Origin of the sequence: Donghicola tyrosinivorans (genome assembly GCF_003003355.1) — a bacterium.
GTDB lineage: Bacteria > Pseudomonadota > Alphaproteobacteria > Rhodobacterales > Rhodobacteraceae > Donghicola > Donghicola tyrosinivorans.
In genome coordinates, this window is the sequence record NZ_PVTQ01000008.1 from 197,018 (window position 1) to 215,916 (window position 18,899).

Consider the following 18,899-nt stretch of genomic DNA (forward strand, 5'->3'; position numbering starts at 1 on the left):
GGGAGGAAGACAAAATGGGTGAAATCGTACTGGCAGCCAAGTGCACACACGTGCCGACCATGCTGATGTCCGAACAGGAAGGCCCGATCTTTGGCAAGCGGCAAGCCGCCATTGACGGGCACTATGAAATTGCCCGCCGCGCCAAGGCGCTGGGGGCCGATACGGTGGTGATCTGCGACACCCATTGGGTGATCAACGCAGGCTTTCACATCAACGCCAATCACCGCTTTCACGGGCTGTTCACCTCGAACGAATTCCCGCAGTTCATTCAGGACCTTGAGTATGACTATCAGGGCAATCCGGAACTGGGCGATGCCATCGCGAAAGAGGCGTCCGATCTGGGGGTCTATACCCTGTCGCACCATCTGGATTCGCTGGAACTGGAATACGGCAGCCTTGTGCCCATGCGCTTTATGAGCCGCGAGCATGACATGAAGGTCGTCTCGGTCGCGGCGTGGTGCACGGTCCATGACCATCAGGAAAGCCGCGTGATCGGGCAAGCCATCCGCAAAGCGGTCGAGGCATCGGACAGTAAGGTGCTGCTGGTTGCCTCGGGCTCACTCAGCCACAAAATCTGGGCGAACAAGGATTATGCGGCGAACAACGGCACTTTCACCATCAGTTCGGAATTCAACCGGCAGATGGACCTGCATGTGCTTGAGATGTGGAAGAACGGCGATCACGCGACCTTCCTGAAGATGCTGCCTGAATACGCGCAGTTCTGCTGTGGCGAAGGCTCCATGCATGACACCGCCATGCTCTACGGTGCCCTTGGTTGGGACAGCTATGAGGGCAAATGCGAGGTCGTGACCGACTACTTCCCCAGTTCTGGGACGGGTCAGACCAACGTCATCTTCCCCGTCTGATCACAACCAAAGCACAGGCAGACCCATGCTGAACGACGCAACTCTCTTGCGGCAGGCAGCCCTTGTCGGCGGCGACTGGATCGCCGCTGGCGCGGACGCCATTGCCGTGACCAACCCTGCGACGGGGGCGGTGATCGGCCATGTGCCGAACCTTGGCGCAAGCGAAACCCGCGCCGCCATTGCTGCCGCCGAGGTGGCGCAAAAGGCATGGGCCGCCCGCACCGCCCGCGATCGTGCCACCATCCTGCGCCGCTGGTACGATTTGATCCTTGAGAACGCCGATGATCTGGCCCGCATCCTGACGATGGAGCAGGGAAAGCCGCTGGCCGAAGCCAAGGGCGAGATACTATATGGCGCCTCCTTCATCGAATGGTTCGCTGAAGAGGCGCGGCGCATCTATGGCGATGTGATCCCCGGTCACGCGCCGGACAAGCGGATCGTGGTCATCAAACAACCCATCGGCGTGGTCGCGGCGGTGACGCCTTGGAACTTCCCTAACGCCATGATCACCCGCAAGGCCGGTCCCGCACTGGCGGCGGGCTGCGCGATGGTGCTGAAACCTGCGGCGCAAACGCCGTTCTCGGCGATGGCGCTGGCGGTGCTGGCGCAGCGGGCAGGTCTGCCCGATGGTCTATTCTCTGTGGTCACCGGCGCGGCGCGGGCCATCGGGGCCGAGATGACCGCCAATCCGGTGGTGCGCAAACTGACCTTCACCGGCTCGACCGAAGTGGGGATCGAGTTGATGCGCCAGTCCGCCCCCACCGTGAAAAAGCTGGCTTTGGAGCTTGGGGGGAATGCGCCCTTCATCGTCTTTGATGACGCCGATCTGGACGCGGCGGTTGAAGGGGCGATCATCTCGAAGTTCCGGAATAACGGGCAGACCTGCGTCTGCGCCAACCGCCTTTATGTGCAGGACGGCGTCTATGATGCCTTTGCCGAAAAGCTGGCCGCGCGGCTGGCGGCGCTGCCTGTGGGGGACGGCCTGACAGATGGCACGGTCTTTGGGCCGCTGATCGACCAGAACGCCGTCGCCAAAGTTGAAGAACATATTGCGGATGCGGTCAGCCAAGGCGCGCAGGTCCTTATGGGCGGGGCGCGTCACGACTTGGGCGGCACCTTCTACCAGCCCACCGTTCTGACCGGCGTCACGTCCCAGATGGCCATCGCCCGCGAGGAAACCTTCGGCCCTGTCGCGCCCCTGTTCCGCTTTCGTGACGATGCGGATGTGGTGGCGCAGGCCAATGACACCGAATTCGGGCTGGCCAGCTATTTCTACACCCGTGATCTGGCCCGCGCATGGCGCGTGGGCGAGCAACTGGAATACGGGATGGTCGGGATCAACACCGGCCTCATTTCCACCGCCGAGGCCCCCTTTGGCGGCATCAAGTCCTCTGGCCTCGGGCGCGAAGGGTCGCGCTACGGGATCGAGGAATTCGTTGAAATCAAATATCTCTGCTTCGGCGGGATTTCCTGAGGATCGCCTGCATGACACAGCTTCCCCTCCGCCTTGCCGCCTTTCACGCTGATGGTGCCGACCGGATCGGCGTTGTCACAGATGCTGGCATTGTTGATCTGACTGCCGATTTCGGCACCCGCTTTGCCGGTCTGAAAGAGGTGATCGAAGGCGCTGCTATCCCTGAACTGCTGGCTGCCGCGGAAGGTCGCCAGCCCGATTGCGCTCAAGATCAGGTGCGCTGGCTGATCCCGATCGCCAATCCGGAAAAGCTGATCTGCATCGGGGTCAATTTTCCCGACCGCAACGCGGAGTACAAAGACGGCCAAGAGGCCCCCGGCCGCCCGTCCATGTTCATCCGCTTTCCCCGCAGCTTTGTCGGGCACGGGGAAAATCTGGTACGCCCGCCCGAAAGCCCTCAGCTGGACTATGAAGGCGAGGTCACCATCGTGATCGGCAAGGGCGGTCGCCGTATCCCGCGTGAGGAAGCCTATGACCACATCGCCGCGATTACCCTGTGCAACGAAGGCACCATCCGCGATTGGGTGCGCCACGCGAAATTCAACGTGACCCAAGGCAAGAACTGGGACCGCTCGGGCGCGATTGGTCCTTGGTTGGTGCCCTTCACGAAGCCTGAGCAACTGGACGATATCCGCTTAGAGACCCGCGTGAACGGAGAGGTCCGCCAGTCCGACCGCACGGGCCGGATGATGTATGATTTCCGCTACATCGTGAACTATGTCTCGACCTTCTGCACGCTGGTGCCGGGTGATGTGATCGTTTGCGGCACGCCTACCGGCGCAGGTGCGCGGTTCGACCCGCCCATCTGGCTGAAGCCCGGTGACGTGGTCGAGGTCGAGGCCGAAGGCATCGGTATCCTGCGCAACGGGATCGAGGACGAAGCATGACCCCCGATCAGATCAAAACCGCCGCCACCGACCTGCTGAACGCGGAAAAGACCGGCCAGCAGATCGGCCTTTTGTCCCGCCGTCATCCCGAGATGACTTTGGATCACGCCTATGCGGTGCAATCGGCGCAGATCCTGCAAAAGCTGTTGTCGGGGCGCAAGATTATCGGCTGGAAGATCGGCCTGACCTCAAAGGTCATGCAGGACGCGCTGGGGATCGATACGCCGGATTCAGGCGTGCTTTATGATGATATGCTGTTCACCGATGGGGCAAAGGTGCCTGCGGGGCGCTTCATCCAGCCGCGGATTGAGGCCGAGATCGCCTTTGTCATGGGTGCGCCTCTGGATGGCGATGTCACGCGTGAAGAGGTGCTAGAGGCCACCGCCTACGTCTGCCCCGCGCTGGAAATTCTGGATACCCGCATTCACCGCAAAGACCCCGAGACCGGCCAAACCCGTGTGATCTTTGACACTGTGGCCGACAATGCGGCCAATGCGGGCATTGTGCTTGGCCCCCAGCGTCACGGGCCCGAGGATTTTGACCTGCGCTGGACCGGCGCGATTGTGCGCAAGGATGAACAGGTGGTCGCCACCGGCCTTGGCGCTGCGGTGCTGGATGATCCGGTGATGGGCATCGTCTGGCTGGCCCGCCGGATGCGCCAGTACGGCCAGCGGATCGAGGCGGGGCAGATCATCCTCTCGGGCAGCTTTATCGCGCCGATCGAATGCCCCTGTGGCACCGCGATCCATGCGGACTATGGCCCGTTCGGGGCGGTCTCGGTGGATTTCGAATGATCAGGTCTCAGACAGGAGCCATCCCATGCCCGCACCGGTAAATACCTTTAAACAGCGCCTGAAAACGGGTCACACCCAGATCGGTCTGTGGCTGGGTCTTGGCGATCCGTCCGTTGCCGAACTGGCGGCGGGGACGGGCTTTGACTGGCTGGTGGTGGATGCTGAACACGGTCCCAACGGCCTGCGCGATGTGCTGGCACAATTGCGGGCTGTGGGTAGCGCGACCCATGTGGTCGTGCGCCCCCGCGATGACAACCGCGCCGAGATCAAGCAGATGCTGGACATTGGTGCGCAGACCCTGCTGGTGCCGATGATCGAAAGCGGCGCGCAGGCCGCTGAGGTTGTCCGGTCCGTGCTGTATCCGCCCTTTGGGGTGCGCGGGGTTGGCGCGGCGCTGGCGCGGGCCTCTGGCTATAACGCGCAGCCTGATTATCTAGCCACCGCGAATGATCAGATTTGCCTGCTGCTACAGGTGGAAAGCCGCGCGGGCCTTGCGGCGCTGGACGATATTCTGGCGCTGGATCATGTGGACGGGGTCTTCGTTGGTCCCGCCGATCTGGCCGCCGATATGGGCCATGTGGGCAAACCCGCCGCGCCTGAGGTGCAAGAGGTGGTCTTGGACGCTCTGCGCCGGATCAAGGCGTCTGGCAAGGCGGCGGGTATCCTGTCATCGGACCCTGTCTTGCTGCAGACCTACCAGCAGATGAACCTTGGGTTTCTGGCCGTGGGATCGGATGTGGGCGTTCTGTCGGCGGGCCTGCGGGCCCTTCGCGCAAAGTTTTAAGAAAAAGCGGTTTCAGGGAGGAACAGGATGGAACACAGCTTGATTATCGGCGGACAGCGCGTTTCGCCGGAAGCGACGTTTGACGTGATCAACCCCGCGACCGGTCAGGTGATTGCCCGCTGTCCGCAAGGATCTGTTCAGGATCTGGATGCAGCCGTTGCGGCAGCCCGCGCGGCCTTGCCCGTCTGGTCATCCACACCCGATGCCGAACGCGTCGCGGCCCTGCAAAAGATCGCCGCCCTCATTGAGGCAAACGCCGATGAACTGGCCGCCCTGATCACGTCCGAGCAAGGCAAGCCCACCGCCGGACCCGGTGCCCCCTTTGAGGTGGGCGGCGCGGTGGCGTGGACCCAAGTGACCGCCGGTCTGCCCATGGGGGTCGAGACCTTGATCGACACCCCCGAAGAGCGGGTCGAAGTGCACCGCGAACCTGTGGGGGTCGTCGCCTCGATCACGCCATGGAACTGGCCGCTGATGATTGCGATCTGGCACATCATGCCTGCCCTGCGGGCCGGTTGTACGGTGGTGTGCAAACCCTCGCCGTATACGCCGCTGGCGACCTTGCGGCTTGGCGCACTGATCGCCGAGGCTGGTATCCTGCCCGAAGGGGTGCTGAACATGGTCACGGGTGATGCCGAGGTTGGCGACGCGATCTCTGGTCACGAAGGGATCGACAAGATCGTCTTCACCGGCTCGACCGCCACAGGCCGCCGGATCATGCAGCGGGCGGGGGCATCGCTGAAACGTCTGACGCTAGAGCTTGGCGGCAATGATGCGGGCATCATCCTGCCCGGTACCGATATGGCTCCGCGCCTTGAAGCGCTGTTTTGGGGCGCGTTCATCAATGCGGGCCAGACCTGTTCGTGCCTGAAACGCCTTTATGTGCACCGCGATGACTATGACGGGCTGGTCGATCAGTTCGCGGCCTATCTGGCGGGGATCAAGGTGGGCGCGGGCGATCAGCCCGACACGCTGATCGGGCCGCTGTCGAACGCCATGCAGTTTGAAAAAGTCTGCGCGATTGTCGATGACGCCCGCGCCAAAGGCGCGCGGATCGTCACCGGCGGTCAGCCTTTAGGGCAGGGGTATCTGTATCCGCTGACCCTGATCGCCAATGCCACCCTTGGGATGCGCGTTGTGGACGAGGAACAGTTCGGCCCCGTCCTGCCGGTGATCGTCTACGACGATCTGGAGCAAGCGATTGCGGCGGCGAACGGGCTGGACCTGGGGCTTGGGGCCTCGGTCTGGGGGGATGATCCGGAAGCTGCGGCGCAGATCGCCAAACGTCTGGTGGCCGGCACCCGCTGGGTCAACCGTCACGGGGTTCTGAACCCCACCGTTCCCATGGGCGGCGTCAAACAGTCCGGCATCGGGATCGAGTTTGGCCCTGAGGGCTTGCGCGAATATACAACGACTCAAGTCTTGAGCATTGCAAAGTAAACCGGAGTTTCCATGACCAAACGTACCACAGGCGAAATCATCGCCCGCAGCCTTGTCGCGAATGGGGTTGATACCGTTTTCGGCATTCCGGGCGCGCATATGTATGACTTTAACGATGCGCTGGCCCGCGAAGACAGCATCCGCTTTATCCATACGCGCCACGAACAGGGCGCGGGCTATATGGCCTATGGCTATGCGGCGTCCTCGGGCAAGGTCGGAGCCTATACGGTGGTGCCGGGGCCGGGTCTGCTGAACTCGGGCGCGGCGCTGTGTACGGCCTACGGGGCGAATGCGCCGGTGATGTGCGTGACCGGCAACATCATGTCTCATCTGATCGGGCAGGGGCGCGGGCAGCTGCATGAGCTGCCCGACCATCTGGGCACCCTGCAAGGGCTGACCAAATGGGCCGACCGGATCAACCACCCGACCGAGGCCGCCGCCAAGATGGATCAGGCCTTTGCCCAGATGCTGTCAGGCCGTCAGCGCCCCGTCGGGATCGAGGCCCCTTGGGACGTCTTCGGCATGGCAGCCGATATGCCCGATCCGGTGGCCACCCAGCCCGCGCCTGCCCCGCGCCCTGATGCGGAGGCCATCGCCAAGGCTGCGCAGATGATCATGGCAGCCAAGAACCCGATGATCATGGTCGGCGGCGGTGCCCGCGATGCCAGCCCCGAGGTCACTGAACTGGCCCGCCTGCTGCAAGCGCCCGTCACCGCGCACCGTCAGGGCAAGGGCGTTCTGTCCGAGGATGATCCCCTGTCGCTGCTGCCGCCTGCGGCGTGGAAATACTGGCAGAATTGCGATTTGCTGATCGGTATCGGCTCGCGGCTTGAGCTGCAATATTTCCGCTGGCGCTGGATGCCTGAGGGGCTGAAGGTCCTGCGCATCGACATTGACCCGACCGAGATGGTGCGTCTGAAGCCTGATCTGGGGATCGCCACCGATGCGGCCCTTGGTGCGGCTGATCTGATCGCCGCCTTAAAGGCCGCAGGCCATACGGCCCCCGATCGCAGCGGCGAATGCGCTGATCTGCGTGATGCCGCGACAGAGGCGTTCAAAGCCGTGCAGCCGCAGGAATCCTATCTGGGTGTCATCCGCGATGTGCTGCCCCGCGACGGGTTCTTCGTGGAAGAGGTCAGTCAGGTCGGGTTCTCGGCGCGGATGTGTTTTCCAGTCTATGCGCCCCGCCACTATGTGACCTGCGGCTATCAGGACAACTTGGGCTTTGGCTTTAACACTGCGCTTGGCGTCAAGGTGGCGAACCCTGACAAGGCGGTCGTGTCAGTCTCGGGCGATGGGGGCTTTATGTTCGGGGTGCAAGAACTGGCCACGGCCCGTCAGTTCGGCATCGCCGTGGTGGCGATTGTCTTCAACAACAGCGCCTACGGCAACGTGCGCCGCGACCAGCAGAACGTCTATGACAACCGCCTGATCGGCGCTGATCTGGAGAACCCCGACTTCGCCGCTTTGGCCCGCAGCTTTGGCGTTGATGGCTACACCGCCGACACGCCCGAGGAACTGCGCAGCGTCCTGAGCGATGCCTTGGCCGCGAACAAACCCGCGGTGATCGAGGTGAAAGTCCCCCGCGGCGGCGATGCCTCGCCTTGGCCGTTCATCCACCCGCAAGTGTGATCCTTGCCGCGCCCCCTGTGACATCGCGGGGGGTGCGGTTATACCAGCATACTGACCATCCGCCCCATGAAAGACACCCTATGACGCGCCCAAACCTTGATGCCTTCCTGACCCAGTGCCAACAGATCACCGGCCCCGCTGGTGTGCTGAGTGCCGAGGCCGACATGGCCTCTTACCTGCGTGATTGGACAGGGCAGTATCAGGGCAGCGCCATCGCCGTGCTGCGTCCGCGCAGCACTGATGAAGTCGCGCAACTGGTGCGGCTGTGCGTGGAGGCTGGCATCGCCGTGGTCCCGCAAGGGGGGCGCACGGGCTTGGCAGGCGGCGGCGTGCCGCTGGACGGGCGCAGCGTTGTCCTGTCGTTGGAGCGGATGAACGCCATCCGCACGGTGGACACCGACGCCCGCACCATGACGCTTGAGGCTGGCGTGATCCTTGAGACCGCGCAGAATGCGGCCCTAGAGCAAGGTCTGGTGTTTCCCCTGACCTTCGGGGCCAAGGGCAGTTGCACCATCGGTGGGGCGCTGGCGACGAACGCGGGCGGCTCGAACGTGGTGCGCTACGGCACCACGCGGGAGCTGTGCGTGGGGATCGAGGCCGTGATGCCTGACGGCTCGGTCATCAGTGCGCTGCACGGGCTGCGCAAGGACAACACGGGCTATGATCTGCGGCATCTGTTGATCGGGGCGGAAGGCACGCTGGGGATCATCACGGCGGCGGTCTTTAAACTGGCCCCCGCGCCTAAGGTGCGCGTGGCGGGGTTCTTGGCGCTTGAGGATCTGGCCCATGCGCCGTCCCTTCTGAACCGCATGCAAGACCGGACCGGCGGTGCGGTTGAGGCGTTCGAATACATGCCCAAGCCTATGATCGCCGCCATCCAGCGGGCTTTCCCCGATGTCCGCGCGCCTTTGGACACCCTGCCCGAGACCGGCATCTTCTTCGAAGTCGCCTCGTCCCGCGATGCCGACGCCGCCGAGGCCGAAGGCGGCGGGTCGCGCTTGGAAGAGGATGTGCTGGGTCTGCTGGAAGCCCTGATGGAAGAGGGCGCTTTGCCGGATGCCATGATCGCGCAGACCGAACAGCAGCGGCTGGACCTCTGGCACCTGCGGGAATCCGCGCTGGAAGGGGTCATGCACAATGGACCGGCCTATTTCACCGATATCTCGCTGCCCCTGAACAAGATCGCGCCCTTTGTGGCCGAGATGGATCAGGCCGTGGCCGAGATGGGCTTTGCCACCCTGACTGTGGGCCATCTGGGCGACGGAAACCTGCATTACACCCTGTCGGCTGCGGAAGGGCAGGATTGGGAAAGCCTGCCGCTGGCCAAGGCCAAGGCGCTGATCTTTGACCGGCTGCAAGCGGCGGGGGGATCATTCTCGGCTGAACACGGGATCGGCCAGTCCAAGCTGGACCTGATGCGCCAGCTGAAAACCCCCGCACAGCTTGAGGCCATGCGGGCGGTGAAACGGGCGCTGGACCCTGAAAACCTGATGAATCCGGCGAAACTGATCCCGATGGACCAGTCCTAGCGCCCCTCAATCAGACGCGCCCCTTCCCAGTGGCCCTCTTGCACTGCCGCGACAACCAGTTCGGTGATCAGGGCGATCATGGTCTCCAACAGGAATGTGGGCCGCGTCTCTAGAGCGGTGACCATATACATGGTGCGCATGGGGCTGGGGTCGATGACCTTGCGGGCCACCAACGCGCCCGAGGCCAGTTCGCTGCCCACCAGAACCTTGGGGGCAAGGGTGCAGGCCAGCCCCTCTTTCATGGCACTTATAGATCCGGCGATCGAGGCCAACTGGATGCGCGCGCTTGCCTCTAGCTTGGCCAGTTCGGCGGGCCGGTCGATCAGCGCCCGCGAAAGCGTGCCGCTTTTCAGCAGCGCCATCGGCAATTCGGTCATGTCGTAGAACCGGATCGGCCCGCCTTCATGACCCAGAATGGCGGGGCTGCCGATGCAATAGAGTTCCTCTTCCAGAATGGCTGTGCGCTGGGTCAGCGAATCCGAGGGCGGGTTGAAAATCAGCGCCGCCTCAACGCCGGAATTGCGCAAGGTCTCATAGCTGACGCCAGAGAACCCCTCTTGGATCAAGAGGCGCACGCGGGGGTAATCCTCGATCACGCGGCGCATCAGCTTGCCGCCGATCACCTTGATCACCGAATAGGGCATCCCGATTGCGATGTTGCCGGAAATCTCGGCCTGACCGTGCTTTAGCTCGGATGTGGCGGTCTCGAAGGCGGTCAGGATCGACTGCGCATGGGCCAGCAGTTTCAGGCCAGCGGCGGTCGGCTCCATCCCACGAGGTTTGCGCTGGAACAGCTTGGTCTCAAGCTCAGCCTCAAGGCTGGCGATGTGATGGCTCAGGGCCGAGGCGGCGGTGTTGCAGTGGTCTGCCGCGTGGGACAGGTTCCGGAACTGGCAAACCGCCACGAAATATCGAAGTTGCCGTGTATCCATGTCAGCGTTCTAACATCCAGAATGCTTCCTTCTAAAGGATATAATTTTAAGACAGATCATTACCCGCCATAACCATTCAAAGCAATCCGATTGGGAGGACGGGATGACACAGGCACGACCACTTGAGGGCATTCGCGTTGTCGAAATGAGCCACATGGTCATGGGACCATCGACCGGCATGTTTCTGGGGTTCCTCGGCGCGGAAGTCATCAAGATCGAGCCGCCCGAAGGCGACAAGACCCGCAATCTGACCGGTATGGGCGCGGGGTTTTTCCCGACCTTCAACAGAGGCAAAAAGTCCGTCACCCTGAACACCAAGGACAGCGGCGATCTGGCCAAGGTCCATGCCCTGCTGAAGACCGCCGATGTCTTTGTCGAGAATTTTCGCGATGAGACACTGGCCAAGATGGGGCTGGCCCCCGCGCAGCTGCGCCAGAGCAATCCGTCGCTGATCGTCGCCTCATGCAAAGGGTTTCTGAAAGGCCCTTATGAGCATCGCGCCGCCATGGATGAGGTCGTCCAGATGATGACCGGCATGGCCTATATGACCGGTCCCACGGGGCGCCCCTTGCGGATCGGGTCCTCGGCCAATGATATTATGGGCGGTTTGTTTACTGCGTTCGGTGTGCTGGCCGCGCTGATCCAGCGGGGCAAAACCGGGCAAGGCAGTGCGATCCGCTCGGGTCTTTTCGAAAACTGTCTGCTGCTGGTCGCCCAACACATGGTGCAGTTCGATATCGAAGGGACCGAAAGCCCGCCGCTACCCGAACGCGTCTTTTCGTGGCCGGTGTATGATCTGTTCCCCACCCGCGATGGCCGCCAGATTTTCGTGGGCGCGGCAACGGATGGCCAGTGGGACAAGCTGTGCAAGGCGCTGGGGCTAGAGCATCTGCTGGCCGATCCCGAACTGCAAACCCGCAGTGCCCAGATTGCGGCCCGCGATGTGACCTTGCCGCAGATCGCGGCGGTGATTGCGCAGCACAGCTATGAAGATATGGTTCGCGTGATGGAGCAGAACGACCTGCTGTTCGCCCCCGTCGCCCGTCCGGTCGAGATGTATGACGATCCCCATGTGAACCGGCCCGGCGGGCTGTTCACCTCGCATTACGCGGACAAAAAGGACTTCCGCGCCCCAGCCTTGCCGCTGGAGATGGACGGCGCGCCGGTGGTCTCGGCCAGTGTGGATATTCCTTCGGTCGGTCAGCACAACGGTGAAATTCTGGGTGCGTTGGGGGCGGCCAAGTGATGGTGGACGTCTACACAGCCTACCCCAAAGGCCGCGTTGCCCTGCGGGAAGTGGGTCTGCGCGATGGTCTGCAACTGACCAAGACATGGCCCACGACCGCGCAAAAGATCGACTGGGTGGATCGTGCCTTTGCAGCAGGTTTGCGGTATTTTGAGGTGGGCTCGTTCCTTCCCGCCGATAAGGTGCCGCGCTTTGCCGATGTGCGCGATGTGATCGCCGCCGTTGACCGGCACGGTGCCCACGGCGTGGCGCTGGCCTTGAACCAGCGCGGGGCGACGGACGCTTTGGCAACCTCGGTGCCCGAGATCACCGTCGTCGTCTCGGCCAGTGCTGCCCACAATGAGGCAAACGTCCGCCGGACGCAGGAGCAAAGCCTGACCGAGATCGCCAATGTGGTCCGCCTGCGCAATGAGGCAGGCCGCGACACGATCATCAATGTGGGGATCGCCACGGCCTTTGGCTGCTCGATCTCTGGTCATGTGCCGGAAGATGCGGTGATGGCGATGGTAGATCGCTGTTTTGAGGCGGGCGTGCATATGGTCGGGCTGGCCGACACCGTGGGCTATGCGGGACCGCGCCAGATCGCGTCCCTTTGCAAGCGGATGCAGCAGCGGATCGGTGATCTGCCTTACGTGGTGCATCTGCACGATACGCGGGGCATGGGCATCGCCAATGCGGCAGCGGCGCTGGATGCGGGATGCCGCGTTCTGGATGCCTCGCTTGCCGGATTGGGGGGCTGCCCCTTTGCGCCCGGTGCCAGTGGCAATGTGGTGTTGGAAGATCTGGTTTATCTGTGTGAAACCAAGGGCTTCGGCACAGGCATCGATCTGGAAAAACTGATCGACATTCGCGGACTGCTGGCCGAGGCCCTGCCTGATGAGGCGCTAAGCGGCGCTTTGGCACGATCAGGACCGCCCCAGTTTGAATGGCGGGCGTGACGCCCGTCCGCAGTTTTGCGGCCCGATAGGGAAGAGGGGGCCGCATTGCATCGCACACATAAAATAACGATTGTCTCTAGGGAGGAGAACACCATGAAATCCAGACTGCTGATGACCGCGATGGGCGCATTGATGACGCTAGGCATGGGCACCGCTGCCAGTGCCGAAACCGCCATGCGCTGCGCCCACCAGTTGCCGCCGCAACACCCTGTTGCCCAGATCATCGACACTTGGGCCACGCAGGTCGAAACCCTGTCGGGCGGCGAGATTGACGTGCAGCTGTTCCCCGCTGACAGTCTGGTTGGCGCGAATGACGCGATCCTGTCTGTGGCCAAGGGTGACATCGAATGCGCCTTCTCGGTCCCCTTTGTCTGGGGCAAGACCATGCCGATCATGGGCGTCTCGCTAGAGCCGTTCGCCTTCTCGGACATCAACATCTGGCGGAACTGGTACGGGTCAGAGGCCGCGCAATTCCTTGAAGGCAAGCTGCGCGAAAAAGGGCTAGAGAACGTGGCGTGGATTTTCCAGACGCGGGACTCGGCCTTTAGCTCGAACGGCAAGTTTCTGGCCGCGCCCGAAGATTTCAAAGGCATGAAGATCCGCGGTCTGATGCCTGCGTTCAACGCCTCGCTTGAGGCGCTGGGGGCCGCGCCCGTGTCCACCCCCGGCAGCGAGGTCTATGAATCCCTTGCCACCGGCGTGATTGATGGGGCGATGGCGGGCGTGGATTCGACCGTTTCGCGGAAATACTATGAGGTGCAGGACCACTTCAGCATCATTCCGGCGATCTCGGTCTACTTCCACGGCTACACCAACGCCAAATTCTACGCGGGCCTTTCGGACACCGCCAAAGAGGCGCTGCGTCAGGCCGGTGCCGAGGCTGCTGCAACAGCGGTCAAGGTCGCCGAAGAGGGCGAGGCCACCTATCCCAAGCAACTTGAGGAAAAGGGTGTCTCGGTCTACCGCCTGACCGATGCCGAGAATGCGGCCCTGCAAGAGATCATGTATCCCGCCTTCCTGAATGCCTTCACCGCACCTAAGGAAGATGTTGAAGAACTGCATGGTCTGATCGACAAGCTGCGTGCGCAATAAGCGCTGCGGATCGGCATGATGGAAAAACAAACAGAACATGGGACGGCGCAGGCCGTCCCTCTTTTAGAACGGGTACTGACGCCCTTGGTGCGCCTGTGCGGGGCCATCAGTGCGCTGTTGGTTCTGGTCCTTCTGGTGTTGACGGCCTGCGCGATTGTTATGCGTTATTTCGTGAACCAGCCTCTGGTCTGGGCCGATCAGCTGCTGGGGTATCTGCTGGTGGCTTTCGTGATGCTGGGTCTGACCGAGGCCTATCGCAACGGCACCCATATCGCGATCGATATGGTGGCGGACAAGCTGAAGGGTGGTTGGAACCGCCTGCGCTGGATCTGGAGTGATTTCTGCGTGCTGCTTTTTGCGCTGGTGGTGGGGATCAGCACCTATGAGTCCATCAGCTTTGCGCGGCTTTTCGGGTCTTATTCGTCGGGCGCGATCCAGATCCAGACGTGGGTGCCGCAGGTGCCTGTACTGGTGGGTGCGGGCTTGATGGGGCTGTTTGCCCTGACGCGGCTGATTAGCCGTCTATTCCAGAGGGACTGAGATGACGGCTTTACTGATTTTTGGCGGCCTTATCCTGCTGCTGTTGACGGGTATCCCGATCTTTGCGGCCCTTGGGCTGGCGGGAACTGCGATCCTGATCGTCTTTGAAGGCGGGATCGGGTCGGTGTCGGACCCTATCTTTGCCAGTCTGAACAAATCCATCCTTGTGGCGATCCCGCTGTTCGTGCTGATGGCGCAGGTGATGCTGCGGGCCAAGATCATTGATGATCTTTACGACATGGCCCACACGATGCTTGGCCATATTCGTGGCGGTCTGTCCGTGGCCACCGTGGTGGCCTGCACGATCTTTGCCGCGATCTCCGGCTCATCCGTGGCGACGGCCCTGTCCGTGGGCTCTAGCGCCATCCCGCAGATGGAGCGTTTCGGCTATCCGCGTCGCGCCGCCTTGGGGATCGTGGCGGCAGGTGGCACCTTGGGCATCCTGATCCCGCCCTCTGGCCCGATGATCCTTTACGCGGTGGTCTCCGAGGCCTCGATCGGGGCGCTGTTTCTGGCGGGGATCATTCCCGGCCTGATGCTGGCGGCGATCTTTTCGGTCTATGCGATGGTCTCGGCCACGGCTCTTGGGGCGGATAGACCCGCCTTTGCCGGAATGGCTAACATCACCCGCGCCCTGCGCAAATCCATCTGGGCTTTGCTGGCCCCGCCCGTGGTGCTTGGTGGCATCTACACCGGCGTCTTTACCGCCAGCGAGGCGGCGGCAGTCGGCTGTCTTTATGCCATCGTGGTGGCAGTCGTGGTCTACCGGAACTTTGGCCTTTCTGATCTGTGGCTTGCGCTGCGGGACACCACGCGGACCTCGATGATGGTGTTTGCGATTATCGCGGCGGCCCATGTCTTTGGCTATGCGATTACCATCATCCGTCTGCCCGTCGGCATCACCGAGGCCGTCGCCGCCGCAGGTCTGGGGCATGTGGGGTTCATGATCATCGTTATGCTGATGCTGTTCGTGATGGGTATGTTCTTTGACGCCATCGCGATCATCCTGATCACCACGCCGATCCTGCTGCCCACGATCATTTCGTTGGACATCAATCTGGTTTGGTACGGGGTGATGCTGATGATCAACCTTGAGCTTGCAATGATCACGCCGCCCGTCGGGATGAACCTGTTTGTGATCAAAGGGATCACGGATTCCCCCTTGGCCGAGGTCGTCAAAGGCGCGGCGCCTTATGTGGTGCTGATGCTGCTGGGTCTGGTGATCCTGATGATCTTCCCTGAACTGGCCACATGGCTGCCCGATAGCGCTGGCTACAACAAATAGCGCCAATAGACCCCTCAAAAACCAGAACGCCTGCCCCCGTCAAAAGGGGTAGGCGTTTTCATTTAGAGGGGTGCGATTACGATGTCCCCGTCCGGTGTCTGCTGCACCGGCACAGGGTCCAGCGCACAGTCTGACCCCGGCCCTTCAACCCCAAGCCCCGTGCGCAGATCGAACCCCGCCTCATGGACCGAGCAGCGCAGCAGCGCCCCATCGGCCGAGATCACCTGATTGCTGCGGTAATCCAGTGGCAGGAACTGATGCGGGCAGGCGTTCACATAGGCCACCAACAGGCCGGTCTGGCGGGCCAGCAGGATCGGGAACCCCGCCAGATCCACCGAGAAACTGCCCCCGTCGGGCACATCGCTGGCGCGGCAAACGAAAGACCCCCCGACTGGCGCCGAGGGGTATGTTTGCCAGTTGCCGGACCGGTCAGGTCCGCTCTGGTCTGTGGTCATGGATCAGGCCTCGACCTTCAAAACGCCGCGCTCGATCTGGTCGGCCTCAATGGACTCGAACAGCGCCTTGAAGTTCCCCTCGCCAAAGCCGTCATCGCCTTTGCGCTGGATGAATTCGAAGAAGATCGGCCCGATCACGGTTTTCGAGAAGATTTGCAGCAGAACGCGGGTTGTGCCGCCATCCACCACACCTTCGCCGTCGATCAGGATGCCGTGTTTCATCATCCGGTCCAGCGGTTCCTGATGGCCCTGCACGCGGCGGTGGGACATCTGGTAGTAGGTGGCAGGCGGTGCAGGCATAAACTCGATCCCGTTGGCGGAAATCTCGTCGACCGAGTCATAGATGCTCTCGGTTGCGACCGCGATATGCTGGATGCCTTCGCCTTTGTATTCGCGCAGATATTCTTCGATCTGGCTGTTCTCATCGGCGCTTTCGTTGATCGGAATGCGGATCTTGCCATCGGGCGAGGTCAGCGCCCGCGAAAACAGGCCCGTCTGCTTGCCCTTGATGTCGAAATACCGGATTTCACGGAAGTTGAAGGCCTTGGCGTAGAAGTCATACCACGTGGACATGTTCCCGCGCTGAACGTTGTGGGTCAGGTGGTCCAGATAGTAAAAGCCCGCGCCCTTGGGTTTGGGGTTCACCTCTCCCAGCCACTGGAAATCGCGCGAATAGCACGACTGACCGGCGCCGTAGGTGTCGATGAAATACAGCAGCGAGCCGCCAATCCCGATCACCGCAGGCGCATCCAGCGTCTTGTCATCGCCGGTGTATTCCTTGGCGCCATAGTCCAGCGCGCATTTCAGCGCGTGCTGTGCATTCACCACGCGCCACGCCATCGCGGGGGCGCAAGGGCCGTGATCGGCCACAAAACGCGCCGCATGGGTGTCGGGTTCGCGGTTGACGATATAGTTCACATCGCCCTGACGGTACAAAGAGATGTCTTTGGTCTTGTGACGCGCCACTTCCTGAAAGCCCATCTGTTCGAACAGGGCTTCCAGCTTGCCAGCTTCGGGGTGCGCGAATTCCACGAATTCGAACCCGTCGGTTCCGGCCACGTTCAATTCATCGATTTTCGCTTTTGGCGCATCGTGTGGAAAAGGACCCATGGTCTCCTCCCTAATCATGCGTGGCTCACGTGCCCTCCACGCCTATATGATTACCCGGCCCGCGGGCTTTATGCAGGCTCAGGGTAGCGCCGATCGTTTCAAATGAAAAGAATTTAATTTCAAATGCAACGTTCTTGGTTTTCGAAGGCTCACGCGCCTTCCAATAGCCACTTGCGGATGGGGGCGATGTTATAGGCGATGGGCCATGTGTTGATGTGTCCCGCTGCCCCGCCGGTGTCAGCTCCTTCGGGGATCACGCTGCCTTTGACCAAGGCGACGTAGTTCACGTTCGCCTCTTCCGCGATCAGATCGTCAAAAGCGAACTGGAATTGGTCCGCCGACCAACGCCCGTCCCAGACCGCGCGGGCCACTTTCGCCCCGTGGCTTTCCAGCGCCGCTGTGATGGCGTTCTGACCGGGGAAGGCCTTGGCGTCATCCTCGGACACCAGAATAAACAGCCGATTGCCCGCCATGGGCGCGACCAATGCCGGATCCCACTGGCAAGCGACCAGAAAACTGGCTGCGAAAAAGTCGGGATATTTGATGTTCATCGCAATCGAGAGCATCCCGCCCCCCGATTGGCCGGTGGTATAAAGGCGCGCGGGGTCAATGCTGAACTCTTGCGTTAAAGCGGTGATCAGGTTCAGCGTGGTATCCAGCATGGATGAGGTCTGGCTGCTGTCGCTGGTCACGATCTCGGCGAACTGGGGGGCCAGAACAAAGGCGGGGCGGTGCGCCTGATCCTCGGACGAGGCCCAAGAGACCGCACCCAAACCCTGTTTCAACGTGGCCAAGGGATTGCTGCTGCTGTTGCCCGCATCATGCATAAAGTTGACCAGCGGATAGGACTTGGCAGGGTCATAACCTGCGGGAATGAACAGGTTATAGGGCAGGGTATCGCCGGTTTTCGGGTCTTCCCAGACGCGCTGCTGGAACTGGTCCACGATCAGATTGACCACGTCGCTGGTGGCAATCTGGATGCCTTGGGCCGCGACATTGCCCTCAGGCGAGGCCCACTGAGGCGCCGACTCCATCGGATCGCCGACCGACCATTCGGGCCGCCCGCCCGCGGGCCGCTCTTGCGCGATTTTCAGCATCGCGCCCGCATCCTCGGGCGACAGGGCGATGATCACCACCGGCCCCGCATCCGCCCGATCCGACGGATCAACGGAGCTGGCGGGATAGACGTCCGTCACAGTACGCCCCTCAACGGTAAAGGCGCTGGCCTCCAGATCGCTGGCCGCGACGGGTGCCGCGTAAGTCAGTGCAATGGCGATGAACCGTTGCCCGTCGCCGTAGACCTTGGTGATCGCTATGGCCTTTTGCGGCCCGTTCCCTGCGGCGAAAACGGGGGTCGTCAGGGTCAGGCTGCCAAGGGCGGTAAGGCAGGAAACAAATGTACGGCGAGTGATCATGGGGCGGCCTTTTGCGTGTCTTTCATGGATTTTACGCAGTCAAAGCCCTGATCCGTCGGTGATAAATCCTATGCCTTGCGGCCCGAACATATGACAGCGCTTTGCCCCCCCTTCGCTATCAAGGCACTGGCGCCCCTGATGCCAAAACCCCATGACAAAAGGACATCCCATGAGCTTCACCCCCCACGGCAAGCACCTGATCGCAGGTGACTGGATCGCCTCGGACGTCACCTTCCAATCGGAACCCGCCCATGGCCCCGTCCACAGCTTTTCCGTCGGCACCCCCGATCTGGTGAACCAAGCCTGTGAGGCTGCTGAACAGGCCTTCTGGACCTACGGCTATACCACCCGCCAGCAACGCGCCGACTTCCTGAACGCCATCGCCGACCAGATCGAGGCCCGCGCCGAGGCCATCACCCAGATCGGCACGCAGGAAACCGGCCTTCCCGAAGCCCGCCTGCAGGGCGAGCGTGGCCGCAC

At 62.0% G+C, this 18,899-nt stretch carries 18 protein-coding genes; 14 read left to right on the forward strand and 4 right to left on the reverse strand.

Features of this window, described 5'->3' with window-relative positions:
* Positions 1–14: 14 nt before the first annotated feature.
* The 8 genes from hpaD (at position 15) to CLV74_RS12920 (ending at position 9,406) form a co-directional block, all read left to right on the forward strand.
* On the forward strand, positions 15–866 hold the full coding sequence (hpaD, locus tag CLV74_RS12885) for a 3,4-dihydroxyphenylacetate 2,3-dioxygenase (RefSeq protein ID WP_106265402.1): 852 nt from the start codon (positions 15–17) through the stop codon (positions 864–866).
* A 25-nt stretch (positions 867–891) separates the two neighbouring features.
* Positions 892–2,340 (forward strand): NADP-dependent succinate-semialdehyde dehydrogenase, encoded by a 1,449-nt coding sequence (gene gabD / locus CLV74_RS12890; RefSeq protein WP_106265404.1) that lies wholly within the window; start codon positions 892–894, stop codon positions 2,338–2,340.
* An 11-nt stretch (positions 2,341–2,351) separates the two neighbouring features.
* The gene (locus tag CLV74_RS12895; protein WP_106265406.1) at positions 2,352–3,227 is read left to right on the forward strand and encodes a fumarylacetoacetate hydrolase family protein; all 876 of its coding nucleotides are present in this window, start codon (positions 2,352–2,354) and stop codon (positions 3,225–3,227) included.
* Positions 3,224–4,021: a 2-oxo-hept-4-ene-1,7-dioate hydratase gene (gene hpaH, locus CLV74_RS12900; RefSeq protein ID WP_106265408.1), complete on the forward strand. Its 798-nt coding sequence runs from the start codon at positions 3,224–3,226 to the stop codon at positions 4,019–4,021. The genes CLV74_RS12895 and hpaH overlap by 4 nt, the downstream gene beginning before the upstream one ends.
* A 25-nt stretch (positions 4,022–4,046) precedes the next feature.
* Entirely contained in the window at positions 4,047–4,805 is a 759-nt protein-coding gene (locus CLV74_RS12905; RefSeq protein WP_106265410.1) for an aldolase/citrate lyase family protein, read from the forward strand.
* A 27-nt stretch (positions 4,806–4,832) separates the two neighbouring features.
* A complete protein-coding gene (locus CLV74_RS12910; RefSeq protein ID WP_106265412.1) occupies positions 4,833–6,245 on the forward strand; it encodes an aldehyde dehydrogenase family protein in 1,413 nt (470 codons plus the stop codon).
* Between the two features lie 12 nt (positions 6,246–6,257).
* Positions 6,258–7,877 carry a thiamine pyrophosphate-dependent enzyme gene (locus tag CLV74_RS12915; RefSeq protein WP_106265414.1) on the forward strand — a complete coding sequence of 540 codons (1,620 nt, stop codon included), beginning with the start codon at positions 6,258–6,260 and terminating at the stop codon, positions 7,875–7,877.
* 80 nt (positions 7,878–7,957) lie between these two features.
* A complete protein-coding gene (locus CLV74_RS12920) occupies positions 7,958–9,406 on the forward strand; it encodes an FAD-binding oxidoreductase (RefSeq protein ID WP_106265416.1) in 1,449 nt (482 codons plus the stop codon).
* Here CLV74_RS12920 and CLV74_RS12925 read toward each other — a convergent pair.
* The gene (locus tag CLV74_RS12925; RefSeq protein WP_106265418.1) at positions 9,403–10,338 is read right to left on the reverse strand and encodes a LysR family transcriptional regulator; all 936 of its coding nucleotides are present in this window, start codon (positions 10,336–10,338) and stop codon (positions 9,403–9,405) included. The genes CLV74_RS12920 and CLV74_RS12925 overlap by 4 nt on opposite strands.
* Positions 10,339–10,441: 103 nt before the next feature.
* Here CLV74_RS12925 and CLV74_RS12930 point away from each other — a divergent pair, with 103 nt between their 5' ends.
* The 5 genes from CLV74_RS12930 (at position 10,442) to CLV74_RS12950 (ending at position 15,439) form a co-directional block, all read left to right on the forward strand.
* Positions 10,442–11,584, forward strand: coding sequence for a CaiB/BaiF CoA transferase family protein (locus CLV74_RS12930; protein ID WP_106265420.1), 1,143 nt, complete (start codon positions 10,442–10,444; stop codon positions 11,582–11,584).
* The gene (locus CLV74_RS12935) at positions 11,584–12,522 is read left to right on the forward strand and encodes a hydroxymethylglutaryl-CoA lyase (protein ID WP_106265422.1); all 939 of its coding nucleotides are present in this window, start codon (positions 11,584–11,586) and stop codon (positions 12,520–12,522) included. Before CLV74_RS12930 ends, CLV74_RS12935 begins: the two co-directional genes overlap by 1 nt.
* Positions 12,523–12,615: 93 nt before the next feature.
* Positions 12,616–13,614, forward strand: coding sequence for a TRAP transporter substrate-binding protein DctP (dctP, locus tag CLV74_RS12940; RefSeq protein WP_245888542.1), 999 nt, complete (start codon positions 12,616–12,618; stop codon positions 13,612–13,614).
* Between the two features lie 18 nt (positions 13,615–13,632).
* Positions 13,633–14,154, forward strand: coding sequence for a TRAP transporter small permease (locus CLV74_RS12945; protein WP_170108046.1), 522 nt, complete (start codon positions 13,633–13,635; stop codon positions 14,152–14,154).
* Position 14,155: 1 nt separating this feature from the next.
* Positions 14,156–15,439: a TRAP transporter large permease gene (locus CLV74_RS12950; RefSeq protein WP_106265426.1), complete on the forward strand. Its 1,284-nt coding sequence runs from the start codon at positions 14,156–14,158 to the stop codon at positions 15,437–15,439.
* A 62-nt stretch (positions 15,440–15,501) separates the two neighbouring features.
* On the opposite strand, the gene CLV74_RS12955 is transcribed toward CLV74_RS12950, so the two are convergent.
* The 3 genes from CLV74_RS12955 to CLV74_RS12965 form a co-directional block, all read right to left on the reverse strand.
* Positions 15,502–15,894 (reverse strand): Rieske (2Fe-2S) protein, encoded by a 393-nt coding sequence (locus tag CLV74_RS12955; RefSeq protein WP_106265428.1) that lies wholly within the window; start codon positions 15,892–15,894, stop codon positions 15,502–15,504.
* A gap of 3 nt (positions 15,895–15,897) precedes the next feature.
* Positions 15,898–17,004, reverse strand: a complete 1,107-nt coding sequence (gene hppD / locus CLV74_RS12960; RefSeq protein ID WP_106265430.1) for a 4-hydroxyphenylpyruvate dioxygenase — start codon at positions 17,002–17,004, stop codon at positions 15,898–15,900.
* A gap of 149 nt (positions 17,005–17,153) precedes the next feature.
* Positions 17,154–18,419 (reverse strand): hypothetical protein, encoded by a 1,266-nt coding sequence (locus CLV74_RS12965; protein ID WP_106265432.1) that lies wholly within the window; start codon positions 18,417–18,419, stop codon positions 17,154–17,156.
* Between the two features lie 169 nt (positions 18,420–18,588).
* Between CLV74_RS12965 and CLV74_RS12970 the strand changes: the two genes are divergently transcribed.
* A partial coding sequence (locus CLV74_RS12970) for an aldehyde dehydrogenase family protein (RefSeq protein WP_146134953.1) occupies positions 18,589–18,899 on the forward strand: 311 nt, incomplete at its 3' end.

Bases quoted from the DNA above. Each gene is read 5' to 3' on its own strand.
- hpaD (WP_106265402.1), top strand. From the start codon at position 15: ATGGGTGAAATCGTACTGGCAGCCAAGTGCACACACGTGCCGACCATG.
- gabD (WP_106265404.1), top strand. From the start codon at position 892: ATGCTGAACGACGCAACTCTCTTGCGGCAGGCAGCCCTTGTCGGCGGC.
- CLV74_RS12895 (WP_106265406.1), top strand. From the start codon at position 2,352: ATGACACAGCTTCCCCTCCGCCTTGCCGCCTTTCACGCTGATGGTGCC.
- hpaH (WP_106265408.1), top strand. From the start codon at position 3,224: ATGACCCCCGATCAGATCAAAACCGCCGCCACCGACCTGCTGAACGCG.
- CLV74_RS12905 (WP_106265410.1), top strand. From the start codon at position 4,047: ATGCCCGCACCGGTAAATACCTTTAAACAGCGCCTGAAAACGGGTCAC.
- CLV74_RS12910 (WP_106265412.1), top strand. From the start codon at position 4,833: ATGGAACACAGCTTGATTATCGGCGGACAGCGCGTTTCGCCGGAAGCG.
- CLV74_RS12915 (WP_106265414.1), top strand. From the start codon at position 6,258: ATGACCAAACGTACCACAGGCGAAATCATCGCCCGCAGCCTTGTCGCG.
- CLV74_RS12920 (WP_106265416.1), top strand. From the start codon at position 7,958: ATGACGCGCCCAAACCTTGATGCCTTCCTGACCCAGTGCCAACAGATC.
- CLV74_RS12925 (WP_106265418.1), bottom strand. From the start codon at position 10,338: ATGGATACACGGCAACTTCGATATTTCGTGGCGGTTTGCCAGTTCCGG.
- CLV74_RS12930 (WP_106265420.1), top strand. From the start codon at position 10,442: ATGACACAGGCACGACCACTTGAGGGCATTCGCGTTGTCGAAATGAGC.
- CLV74_RS12935 (WP_106265422.1), top strand. From the start codon at position 11,584: ATGGTGGACGTCTACACAGCCTACCCCAAAGGCCGCGTTGCCCTGCGG.
- dctP (WP_245888542.1), top strand. From the start codon at position 12,616: ATGAAATCCAGACTGCTGATGACCGCGATGGGCGCATTGATGACGCTA.
- CLV74_RS12945 (WP_170108046.1), top strand. From the start codon at position 13,633: ATGGAAAAACAAACAGAACATGGGACGGCGCAGGCCGTCCCTCTTTTA.
- CLV74_RS12950 (WP_106265426.1), top strand. From the start codon at position 14,156: ATGACGGCTTTACTGATTTTTGGCGGCCTTATCCTGCTGCTGTTGACG.
- CLV74_RS12955 (WP_106265428.1), bottom strand. From the start codon at position 15,894: ATGACCACAGACCAGAGCGGACCTGACCGGTCCGGCAACTGGCAAACA.
- hppD (WP_106265430.1), bottom strand. From the start codon at position 17,004: ATGGGTCCTTTTCCACACGATGCGCCAAAAGCGAAAATCGATGAATTG.
- CLV74_RS12965 (WP_106265432.1), bottom strand. From the start codon at position 18,419: ATGATCACTCGCCGTACATTTGTTTCCTGCCTTACCGCCCTTGGCAGC.